Raw genomic sequence first — 11,063 nt, forward strand, 5'->3', positions numbered from 1 at the left:
ATCGTGGCTCGCACCGTATGTTCATGGCACTCAAAGACCTCGGCGATTGCCGGGGCGGTCCATCCTTGCGCATTCAGCCGCAGCATATGGGCACGGTCTCGGGTTCGTTGCGGCACGGTCGTGGCTAATCTCAGTTCAGCCAGGGTGCGGTCTTCCTCGTCACTCAGTTTGATTCGTAAGGGGGCAGGCACTAGAGACAACCAGTAGAGGGCCAAATCTATCTTATACTTTATTCCTCCGACCTACTTAATCCCATATAACTTATTAAAATATTTGGGCAATCAGCTTGCAAGTATAACAAGATAAATAAAATAAGATAGGATCATATAACTCGATCGTTACCAAGCTGATCGAGATCGCAGTCGCAAAGTAAAACGCTCGTCGCCTAACACAGCAAAACTGGCAATGGGGCGATCGCTCTCGTTGGACCCTTCTGGCTGTTGGTAAGGAACCAAATTCTATCTGCTATTGCAAATGACATAATAAAACTCAGAAACCTAATGGGGATTATCGGGACGGTGCTATGGTTTCACTGACGTTGCCACTAGTAGTCCGCCACGAAGGTTTTGACAGGTAGGCTGGGAACCGAGAAACTGGGAAAAAACCAGAACTCTTATGCCAGAAAAGTACCTTGTGACGCTGACTGCTGAGGAGCATCAGCAACTGCTCGAGATCACGCATCAAAACAAAGTCTCTGCCAGAAGGTTCAAACGGGCTCAAATTCTGCTGTTAGCAGACGATGGGCATCGGGATGAAGCGATTGCCCTCATGCTTTATGTGGGAGAATCAACGGTTCATCGCACGCGACAAAAGTTTGTTGATGGTGGTGTTGAGTTTGCCTTGAGTGAAGCGCCTCGCTTAGGAGGCAAGCGGAAGCTTGATGGTAAAGCCGAAGCCTTTTTAGTGGCAACGGTCTGTAGTGACCCACCCAAAGGCAAGGCCGAATGGACCATGCAACTGTTGGCTGAACGCTTAGTCGAAGTCAATTTGGTAGATCGAATTTCCGATGAAACAGTGCGTCGGACACTGAAAAAAATGACCTTAAACCCTGGCTGAAAGAACAGTGGTGTATTGGGGAGGTGAATGCCGATTTCATCTGGCGGATGGAAGCCGTGCTGGAGTTATATAGTTACCCCTACGACCCGCAAGAACCTGTCGTCTGTTTTGATGAGCGTCCAGTGCAATTGGTCAGTGAGACTCGAGTCCCTCTGCCGCCTGAGCCTGGTCAACCGGAACGTTATGACTATGAATACAAACGTGAAGGGACTTGTAATTTGTTCGCCTTCTTCCAACCCCTGCAAGGTTGGCGGCAGATTAAAGTGACCCAACAGGGACTTGTAATTTGTTCGCCTTCTTCCAACCCCTGCAAGGTTGGCGGCAGATTAAAGTGACCCAACGCCGTACGTCTGAGGATTTTGCGTTGTGTATGCAGTACTTAGTCGATGTGCTTTTTCCTGATGCGGCACAAATTCATTTGGTGCTGGATAACCTCAACACCCATACTCCCGCTGCACTTTATCAAACCTTTCCACCTCAAGAGGCACTGCGGATTCTCTCCAAACTCCAGTTACACTACACCCCGAAACATGGCAGTTGGCTCAACATGGTTGAATTAGAGTTTTCAGTTCTCTCACGTCAATGTCTGGAACGTCGCATTCCATCTATCACAGAACTGCGACAAGAAACTGAAGCTTGGGAACAAGCACGAAATCAGAATCGGGCAACGGTCAATTGGCGCTTTTCTACCATCGATGCCCGCACCAAATTCGAGCGGCTTTATCCAACTCCTAGCTTGTCATAATCCCTGTGGTGAACTACTAGTCTTGCTTCGGCTTGGATGGCCGCTGTCATGCTTGCCTTACGCTGAACCTATTTTTAATCTGCCTACGACGAGCATTTTTCAGTCTCCAAAACCTCTGCAACAGTGAATTCAAGCATCGGAAATATTGAGGTTATGCTAGCCCCTCAAATTGCTTGCTGGAAAACTTGAACGGCTCCGGCAAAATCAGTCTCAGCCATTAAGATGCAGCGCTGGAGTAAGTTGAGATCAAGCTGAGTTAGACCTGGTAGTTCGCTCCCTGCAATCAGCTCATAGCCACCCTTGCGGAGATGATACAGAGTGAGAACGCCATCTTCCCAGAACCAAACTTCCGGCACCYCTAAGGCGCTGTATCGCCCTAGCTTATTCCCACCGCTACTGAAAACCACTTCGATCGACAAATCAGGAATGGGTTTAGAGCCACCCAGGCAGTAGGATGCATCGGCCTGGGCTGAGGCTTCCCCTGGCTTTTCCTGGGTCTTGGCCCCTGTCGGTTTGAAGGGAATTCCCTTTTGCAGGAAGAAGGTCGTTAATAGATAGCCGATGACATGGGCAAAAAATTCGTGGTCTTCTCCTGGCATGAGGATCTCGATCGTTCCGTTRTAGTAAGATAGCCGCACCCCTGGRGACGCTTCTGCCCCCTGTTGAATCAGCTTGAATTTCTCCCAGGCCCCCTGGATGACAATGCGCTGGTCTACAGACTTCTGAAGCAGTTGTGCCATTTGCTATGCCTTCTGAGTAGCGTTGTGTATTTGCTCATATTTTAAGGCAGATATTTCCCCAAATCTTAGCGGTCTGAGGCCCATGCCACCATGGGATGAGTCTGGAAAACAGGCCCACAGTTATTATTTCGTGCCAATAATAAATTTCGATAAGCCTAAGAAAATCGATCGCGCGTAGCGCGACACAGGCAAGGGCTAAGAAAATTCAGAGCTAAGAGCTTAAGGGCTGAAGCGCTAAGAAAGAGCCCCCGGCAGCACGCAACAAACCCGAAAGCCGATATAGTCGTCACGGCCCTCGCGCGAACCGTAGTCGCGAACAGCAGAACGGCAATCCCCCGGACCGTAGTACCAGGAGCCGCCGCGCAGCACTCGTTGTGTCTCTTTTCGATCGGACTCGACCCAGGCGCTCCCATCGTCAGGCGCATGATTGTAGTTATTGTGGTAGTCGTCTTCGCACCACTCCCAGACATTGCCATGCATGTCGTACAGCCCAAATGGGTTGGCAGGGAACTGCCCCGCCTCAGTGGTTTCCTGGCGATATTGGCCTAAGAGGCCGTGACCATATATTCCCTGGTGCAGGGTGCCGTCAATTTCTTGATCTTGGGCGCAGTAGTTGGCTAATTCATCGCTGAGAGTGTCGCCAACATGGAATGGTGTTTGGGTGCCAGCCCGACAGGCATATTCCCATTCGGACTCCGATGGGAGGCGATAGAGGCGACCAGTCTGCCGGGAGAGCCGCCGACAAAACTCCGTGGCGTCATCCCAACTCACCTGCTCCACTGGACGGCTAGCGCCGTTGAAATGGGAGGGGGCAGAATCCAAATCCTGTTCGACAGCGGGGTAAGCGGCCACCGCACGCCACTGGGCTTGAGTGATGGGGTATTTGCCCAGAAAAAACGATGGCACAGTCACCCCATGTCTGGGCAACTCATCGGTGAAGTATTTCTGATAATCGGCTTCTCCCACCTGATTAACTAGCTCGTCTTTCTCGGCTTCGGTTTGCCCCATCAAGAAGGTGCCACCGGGAATCAGCATCATCTCCAGGTGGGTGTTGTCATCCAATAATTCAGTAAAGAATTGTCCCCGGTGGGTTTGACGGCTGATCACAATCCGTCTGGCGGGGATAGTGGTTTCATTGGCCATGGTCGCTTGTGGAGAGGAAATGAAGGGGGTGCGGTTGAATGACTCTTCGGGAAGCCCTACCAAGCTATCCAACCGCTGGGTATTTTTGGATGCAGGTGCATCACCGGAACGGGTCTGGACTCTTCCTGTACGCCCGACTGATTCCCACCAGTCAGTTCTGACTTTGAAGAGTACTCGGCAGCACGCAACAAACCCGAAAGCCGATATTGTTGTTACGGTTCTCGCGCGAATTGTTGTTGCGAACAGCAGAACGGCAATTCCTCGGATTGTTGTTCCAGGAGCCGCCGCGCAGCAGCTTTGTTGCCCGCCCCACCTTTACTGTAATGGGTGCGGCAGGTTTAAGTGTTTAAAGATGTGCTGACGCAGTTGCCAGGTATCCCCATGGGCCAGGTGAGCATTCCAGCTCTGAAGACTCTGGGCGACATCGTGCTCTGATACCCGACCCCTGGCGTAGTCAGCCTGGAGTTGTTTGAGTCGCCTGCGTCCGATTTGCAGGTTGTAGTTGCGAACCCGGATCCGATCGGGCAGCACCCGAAAGCCAACAAACCTGCCACCATGACGGGTCTGAATCAACTGGCTTTTGATGGGGTGAATTTTTAAGCGTAGTGTCGTGAGATAAGCCTCAATCTGGCTCCGGCAGTCGGATAGAAAGTCTCGATCGTCACTGAAGAGGGAAAAATCATCCACGTAACGTAGGTACTTCGAGACTTTGAGGGTTTCTTTGATATAGCGATCGAAACCGTTGAGATACACATTGGCGAAAAACTGACTGGTGAGGTTGCCGATCGGAAGTCCTTTGGGACGCTCCAGGGGGGTGAGCAGGGTATCGCCCGGAAAGTAGTCGATCAGGGGATCTCCCTCGCTGCGATTGTCCAGGATCCTATCGATCAACCACAGGGTTTCCTGACACTTGAGCTTGCGCTGAATGGTTTGTTTGAGAATGGCAATGTCAATACTGGGGAAGTATTTGCAGATATCGCATTGTAAGACGTAGCGACTAGAACGGGCGTAGTGGACAAACTGGCGCAGGGCCAGGTGGGACCCATAACCTTGACGATTGGCGTAGGTGGTCGCGATGAACGTGCGATCGAAGATCGGGACAATAATGTTACACAGAGCGTGGTGTACGACCCGATCGCGATAGGGGGCCGCCGAAATCACCCGGCGCTTGGGTTCATAGATCTCGAAGACCTTGTACTCACCGGGTTCGTAGGTCTGGGTCTGAAGCTCCCGTTGCAGTTGTAATAGTTCACTTTCGAGATTGTAATTGAAAGCCAACACCGGATCGCGATAACGCTTCTGGCGTTGGGCTTGCTTCGCCGCTGTGAGCAAGTTCTCAAAGGCTGTAATTTGTGGATATAGACTCCCATAGCGTTTCATGTCTGGCTACGCTGCTGCCCTAACCATCCGGTCAACTGCCGCCCGACCTCGTCCAACAATCGACTGACATACTCGTAGCGTGCGACTTCCATCAAGTCAAAGTCCAGCAGCAGACGGGTTTGGTATTGCAGGATATCGAGTTTGCCGCTGAGGGGGTGCAAAATATCCAGTTTATTCCGGGCATAGCGGGCTGTAATGAAGCCTTCAAGCAGGTCATAGAGTGTGGCGACCATCCGGTTTCCCAGCCCAAATTTATGATCGCGGGGCAGCCGATTCAAAATTGGCACGTACCACTTGATCAGGTCATAGGTCTTTTGCACAATGGGTAATTCGCCTGTACTAAATTTGGGCATGAAAATTTTTTGATCGCCTACGGCGAGACAGAAGGGCTAAGAAACCATCTTAGGGCTAAGTGCCTAAGGGCTGCAGTGCTAAGAAGAAGTCCCCGGCAGCACGCAACAAACCCGAAAGCCGATAGAGTTGAAACGGTTCTCGCGCGAATCGTTGAGGCGAACAGCAGAACGGCAATACCCCGGAGAGTCGGCCCAGGAGCCGCCGCGCAGCACTCGACGGTTCTGCTCCTGATCTACTTCTATCCAGGCACTGCCATCATCCGGAGCCCCTTGGTAATTGCTGTGATAATCGTCTTCGCACCACTCCAAGACATTGCCGTGCATGTCATGTAGCCCCCAATCATTCGCTGGAAAGATGCCTACATCAGTCGTCTGTTTCCGATTTTCCCCTGGCGACCCATTGTTGTAGGTGTAATTCCCGTTGTAGTTCGCCAGATCAGGGGTGAGGGTCTCGCCAAAATGAAATGGGGTGGTGCTCCCGGCCCGACAGGCATATTCCCACTGGGCCTCACTGGGCAGGCGATAGGCTTTGCCAGTTTTAGCGGAGAGCCGCTGGCAAAATTCCTGGGCATCCTCCCAACTCACCTGCTCTACCGGGCGGTGATCTCCCTTGAAGCTGGATGGATCGGGATCAAGGTCTTGATTCACGCGATCATAACTGGAGACGACTCGCCACTGGGCCTGGGTAATGGGATAACGCCCGAGATAAAACGGTTGGAGGGTTACTTCGTGCTGGGGACGCTCGTTCTTTGAGCCGTCTGGTTCGCTGGCTGGTGCCCCCATGGTGAAGCTGCCACCGGGGATGGCGATCAGATCTAGCCCAATCTCTTGCCCCGCATTGAGGCCCAGGGTTTCAGTGTATCCCCAGGTAACAATGCGACTACGGCGGATAACCCACTTGCGGTTTTCCCGCTCAATCTTGGCGGTTTCGCAGTTGAAGCGATCCAGGATGGCGGTGATGATGGCGGATTCGTACTCGCAGGGTTGCAGGGGGGGGATGTTGATCAGTTTGGCGACTTCGTATTCCAGATCTTCCAGAGGGAAATCATCACCTGGTCCATGAGTATTGCCATAGGAATCATAGCGACGTGCCAGGGCTGCGTATTCACCTCCCAGGCGGCGCAATACATCTAAGCCAACCCTGGCAAAGGGTTGGGCTGCCTGTCTTAGACTTTCCTCAGACGACTGCAGATCAGCTAGCAGTGCCTGAAAACTTTTTGAGGGTAGGCCGAGCTTTTGACAAATCGACGCAGACAGTACATTCAACACCTCGATCGACTTCGAGATGGATGTATCTCCTAGCAAAATATCACGCACGCGCTCGGTGCCTACTAATGAGTCATCGCCCCAAAATTCATAGCGACAAACAACATCGTCTTCTGCATCACAACGTCTTAAGAGACCGCTGAGCAGAACTTCTGCGACAACAGACTGTTGCACCTCTTCCTCAAAATCGCCCCGAAAGGCATCTCGTAACAGGTCAATCACAGGCAAACTCACTGGAGCCGCCGCCATCAAATTAGCTAATTGCTGGGCTGTTTTAGATGCTGTGGATCGGAACAGAGCGACCCGCTCCTGGGCTGTTCGCTGTGATGTCGATCGGAGGACCTGGGCTGAATTCCCTTTATCCGCCTGCTTGCGGATAAAGACCAGGTCAAACGTTCGGCCAGGGGTACGAATGGAGCCAGTACCAGAAGTGACTTGAGCCCAACGGAACATCGATGCTGCATCAAGGGTGACAATGGGGACAGTGACTAGATCTGCATGGCGATGCTGTTCCAGACGTTGAGGCAAGCCTTCGACTTCTAACTGCGAGCTGGGCAAGCCTGAAGAGAGTGCTCCCAATCGGACAATGTGGCCATCGCGCAATGCAGTCCGTGACCACAGACGCTCTGGGAACATCTGGACGATCGCGATGGGTTGCTCTTTAGCCCAATCCCACAGAGTTTTGTAAAGGATCTCCTGCCGCCAGAGCAAGGAAGTACAGTCTGTCACCAGCCAGATCAACCGCCGTCCTGTGGGGTCAATCAACTCACCTGGACTACGGGGACGGTGGGGGCTCACCGTTTCACTCTTAGCTGCCGACTTCATCGCATCGTGCCAGCGAGGATGTATCTGGATCTTTCCCCCGTGGGCAGACAGTCTCCAGGTGCGGACGGCTCGAAACGCGCCTTGGTACTCCGCCAGGTGGTTCAATTCTGCGATCGATCGCTCCCAGATTACGGTCGTCTTTGATGCCTCAACGACTAAATCCAGTTCCAGCCAACGTTCTGGACTTGGGCGTACCACGGGCATCCAGACCCGTGTTTCAGCAATTTGGGTCACTGTAGCCTCTTCATCCAGATCGAATTGGATTTGTGATGGCACCTTTCGCATCAGGGGGCGGATTGCACGGGATAGGTTTAACTGAGTTCGCAAGGCAGGAGCTGCCGGAACAGAAAATGGCCTGCCCGTGGGTTTCTCTGGCTGCTGTTTTGAGAGGGGTGTTTCTTGCCTTTTTTGTTGTGGGAGCTGTTCTTCGGGATAGAGATTGAGCCCAGCTTCGCTGATGTCAGTTATTTGATCCACCTTAGGCTGCTGACTCGGTTCTTTGGCTGGAGTTTCAGCCAGCCCAGACTCTTCTGGTTCAATGAACTGAGCCAACCAGAGCATATCAACCAGATCGATCGCATCGAAGTCAAGCTTCGCGTCCGCTAGCGTTTCGGCGAACTGTCCGACCGCTGGTCTTCGCTGCTGCTGAGATGTTTCCACAGGCGGTTAATCAGGTCCTCTCTGCTGTTCAAATCTGGGTCGCGCTCACGCATCACCAGGTATACCGCATTTAGGAGTTGATCAGTAGCTAGATCACCCCGACTGCGATCGTTGCGCTTTTTGACAAAATCCTCAATGAGTTTTTTAATCATCGCTTCTGGCAAAACGTGAGTCTCTTTACCATCTTTGGTATCTTGCTGGGTTTGTTGTTGCAGGTGGGCAGCAACAATTTGCCCCAAGCGCAGCTCATCTGGCTCTTCCATTGTCAGACGTACACACCGCCGGAGAAATGGGGGAGGAAAGTCGCGCTCTCCATTGCTAGTCAAAATCAGGAGTGGAAATTCTTCACACTCGATCTTGCCACCAGGAATTTCAGATTTACCATCCGTGACCTTATAGCCGTCGTTGAAGGTAAACTCCTGCCTATCTTTGTAGGCAGTTCGCACCGTTACCGTGGGTTTTATACTCTCGATTCGCGCCAGTTCTGGAATCTCGAACGCACCCTCTTCAAAAACGTAAAGCAAATCGTTCGGCAGATCGATATCGCTCTTGTCGATTTCATCGACAATCAAAACGCGCGGCTTTCTGGCCGGAACTAATGCCGTTCCCAATGGACCTAGGCGGATATAATCCCCAATGTTCTCAAAGCGATCATCGCGGTGATCAGGAGCCTGATCACGATGCTGTGAACTATTAGCATCTTGCAGACGGGCGATCGCATCATAGAGATACAGCCCATCTCGGAGGGTGCTTCGGGTCGTAATGGGCCAGTACAGCACTTCCCCCAGCCCAAGTTCACGGGCGATCGCGTAGGCCAGGGAGGTTTTTCCAGTGCCCGGTTTCCCCGTTACCAATAGGGGCCGCCGCAGATACAACGCCGCATTCACCAGTTCAATTTCTTCGGAACGGGCCTGAAACGTTGCTCCTCGTTCTTGCTTGCGACGATCAGCCCGTCGCCAAGTGGGCGCAGGCGGTAATGGTAATGGCTCTGTGGGCTTGAACTGCTCCTCTCCCGTGCCTTTAAAAATTGGGTGAAATGGTTTGTGATTGCTGGTTTGAGCCTCTGGAGTGTCGTTACTCATAGTTCTAACAAGCCTCTGGGTCAAACTGCATGTCGGGGGGCACGATTTTAGGATCTTCCCATACCAGGCTCAGGTGATGACCAAGTAACGGTTTTACTGGAGAATTGCACGCAGTCTCCCGTGCCTGTCGAATACGATCGGGTAAGTGTTTGACAATGCAGTCTAGCACCTCAGCTAACTGATCTTGGAATTGTGGATCGCGGGACCATAAGGCCACAGGTAGTGCCGTCTCTTCTGCGACCAGCTCAAAAAACTCGCCCGCAGAATTGCATTTTTCCAGCATCACAGCACAGATAGTTTTTAGTTCTGCAATCAAATCCCTTGCGGGCAGTGAACAGTCTATGGGCTTGACCTCCTCACAGGTTTCATTTTCAAAAGCTTTTTCCACCTGTGCCCATTTCTCCTGCCAATCATCGTAATAATAGAAGCCAATGGGGTGAGTCCTCAGGTTCGTTCGAATAACAAAGGGGTATTCACTACCCAGAGCAGATCCCAGCCTGCTACTTGGCAATATTTCAACATCACAACCAAACAACGCCCGTGGCACAAACAAATGAATGGTTGGAGTTGGCTGCTTTCGCAGCTTCTTGCGAATTTGGTCCCGCAGAAACGCAGGGAGTTCTTGCCGTGAAAGGACTTTCTCCGAAGCGATCGGTCTAGGCGGGTTGTACGGGTTATAGGTTTCCCGATTCGCAATGGCCCATAGAGAGACACGTAATTCATCCACTGCTGTTTCTACCCGCTCGACATCCACCATCAGATACTGACACTCATTAATGAATGGCACTTTCTGCTGTTTCATCTCAATGGTGGCCCGATCCAGGAGTCTTGGGAAGTCAAGCCTACATTGCTTCTCTATCCAGGTTTTCAAGTTTTCGTAGGCGTGTAGTGGTGTATCATCCATCCGTGCCAGCACCATAGCAAAATGAACCAGCCTGCCTTCGCTTTCCCAGCCAGGAGTAGGAGCACGATCTGTGCTTAGATCTCTCAGTTGCTTTTGCGGGGAGAGATCGCCTCCGTTGGGATTACAGTGCCGCAAAGCAGCGTTAATTGCAATTTCGAGCCGGTGTTTTTCGTCATCGCTACCACAGGCCGCCAGACTCTGCATGAGGACATCATGTAAGTGGAAAGCCTCAATTTGCTTCAGAACAGGTTGCAGCTCCTTGGTTGGGATGGCATAGGCTGTACTCTGCTGCTCATCGCTGGACACAACAACTGCCGTTGCCACCATGCCAATGACACACTTGCGCGCATCGGCATTGTTCCAGACAGGAGCCCCACTAAACCCTGGCTTGATCGTTTCGTCATTCGGATCGCCAACCTTACACAGTTGGAAGCGTCCACCAGCAACGTTGGCTTTGGGGCGGTAGGCATCGGATCGACCGCCAGTTTTACCTCTACCAAAGCCATAGACAAAATGTTCATCTTTTTCTAAGTAGGTCGGAGGGATAAAGTATAAGATAGATTTGGCCCTCTACTGGTTGTCTCTAGTGCCTGCCCCCTTACGAATCAAACTGAGTGACGAGGAAGACCGCACCCTGGCTGAACTGAGATTAGCCAGGACCGTGCCGCAACGAACCCGAGACCGTGCCCATATGCTGCGGCTGAATGCGCAAGGATGGACCGCCCCGGCAATCGCCGAGGTCTTTGAGTGCCATGAACATACGGTGCGAGCCACGATACGACGGTGGCAGCGCCTAGGCTTAGGAGGCTTATGGGAAGCCCCTGGACGAGGGGTGGCAGCGAGATGGCAGGAAGCGGACTTGCGCTACATCGAGCAATGTCTAGAAACAGAGGCTCGCACCTACAACAG

The 11,063-nt window shown here is 52.2% G+C and carries 10 protein-coding genes and 1 pseudogene; 2 read left to right on the forward strand and 9 right to left on the reverse strand.

What is annotated here, in order from left to right; genetic code table 11:
• A partial coding sequence (locus BST81_RS11000) for a helix-turn-helix domain-containing protein (protein ID WP_171974633.1) occupies positions 1–215 on the reverse strand: 215 nt, incomplete at its 3' end.
• Positions 216–615: 400 nt separating this feature from the next.
• On the opposite strand from BST81_RS11000, the pseudogene BST81_RS11005 reads away from it, so the two are divergent.
• Positions 616–1,801 (forward strand): annotated as a pseudogene (locus BST81_RS11005) (IS630 family transposase).
• Between the two features lie 164 nt (positions 1,802–1,965).
• On the opposite strand, the gene BST81_RS11010 reads toward BST81_RS11005, so the two are convergent.
• From BST81_RS11010 to BST81_RS11040, 8 genes are all read right to left on the reverse strand, one after another.
• A complete protein-coding gene (locus tag BST81_RS11010; protein WP_075598582.1) occupies positions 1,966–2,541 on the reverse strand; it encodes a Uma2 family endonuclease in 576 nt (191 codons plus the stop codon).
• Between the two features lie 234 nt (positions 2,542–2,775).
• The gene (locus BST81_RS11015) at positions 2,776–3,684 is read right to left on the reverse strand and encodes a formylglycine-generating enzyme family protein (RefSeq protein ID WP_075598583.1); all 909 of its coding nucleotides are present in this window, start codon (positions 3,682–3,684) and stop codon (positions 2,776–2,778) included.
• A 151-nt stretch (positions 3,685–3,835) separates the two neighbouring features.
• Positions 3,836–3,997: an SUMF1/EgtB/PvdO family nonheme iron enzyme gene (locus BST81_RS29245; RefSeq protein WP_363079850.1), complete on the reverse strand. Its 162-nt coding sequence runs from the start codon at positions 3,995–3,997 to the stop codon at positions 3,836–3,838.
• A gap of 2 nt (positions 3,998–3,999) precedes the next feature.
• Complete coding sequence (locus BST81_RS11020) at positions 4,000–5,064, reverse strand: RNA-directed DNA polymerase (RefSeq protein WP_075598584.1); 1,065 nt, start codon at positions 5,062–5,064, stop codon at positions 4,000–4,002.
• A complete protein-coding gene (gene avd / locus BST81_RS11025; protein ID WP_075598585.1) occupies positions 5,061–5,417 on the reverse strand; it encodes a diversity-generating retroelement protein Avd in 357 nt (118 codons plus the stop codon). The genes BST81_RS11020 and avd overlap by 4 nt, the downstream gene beginning before the upstream one ends.
• A gap of 78 nt (positions 5,418–5,495) precedes the next feature.
• The gene (locus tag BST81_RS28790; protein WP_253188229.1) at positions 5,496–8,168 is read right to left on the reverse strand and encodes a formylglycine-generating enzyme family protein; all 2,673 of its coding nucleotides are present in this window, start codon (positions 8,166–8,168) and stop codon (positions 5,496–5,498) included.
• Positions 8,111–9,250, reverse strand: a complete 1,140-nt coding sequence (locus BST81_RS11035; RefSeq protein ID WP_083636794.1) for a MoxR family ATPase — start codon at positions 9,248–9,250, stop codon at positions 8,111–8,113. The genes BST81_RS28790 and BST81_RS11035 overlap by 58 nt, the downstream gene beginning before the upstream one ends.
• 4 nt (positions 9,251–9,254) lie before the next feature.
• The gene (locus tag BST81_RS11040; protein ID WP_075598586.1) at positions 9,255–10,481 is read right to left on the reverse strand and encodes a hypothetical protein; all 1,227 of its coding nucleotides are present in this window, start codon (positions 10,479–10,481) and stop codon (positions 9,255–9,257) included.
• 235 nt (positions 10,482–10,716) lie between these two features.
• Between BST81_RS11040 and BST81_RS11045 the strand changes: the two genes are divergently transcribed.
• Positions 10,717–11,063 (forward strand): helix-turn-helix domain-containing protein (locus BST81_RS11045; protein ID WP_143780305.1); only part of this gene is annotated, 347 nt, incomplete at its 3' end.

It is taken from the genome of Leptolyngbya sp. 'hensonii', assembly GCF_001939115.1.
In the GTDB taxonomy this organism is placed as follows: Bacteria; Cyanobacteriota; Cyanobacteriia.

Bases quoted from the DNA above. Each gene is read 5' to 3' on its own strand.
- BST81_RS11015 (WP_075598583.1), bottom strand. From the start codon at position 3,684: ATGGCCAATGAAACCACTATCCCCGCCAGACGGATTGTGATCAGCCGT.
- BST81_RS11020 (WP_075598584.1), bottom strand. From the start codon at position 5,064: ATGAAACGCTATGGGAGTCTATATCCACAAATTACAGCCTTTGAGAAC.
- avd (WP_075598585.1), bottom strand. From the start codon at position 5,417: ATGCCCAAATTTAGTACAGGCGAATTACCCATTGTGCAAAAGACCTAT.
- BST81_RS11035 (WP_083636794.1), bottom strand. From the start codon at position 9,250: ATGAGTAACGACACTCCAGAGGCTCAAACCAGCAATCACAAACCATTT.
- BST81_RS11040 (WP_075598586.1), bottom strand. From the start codon at position 10,481: ATGGTGGCAACGGCAGTTGTTGTGTCCAGCGATGAGCAGCAGAGTACA.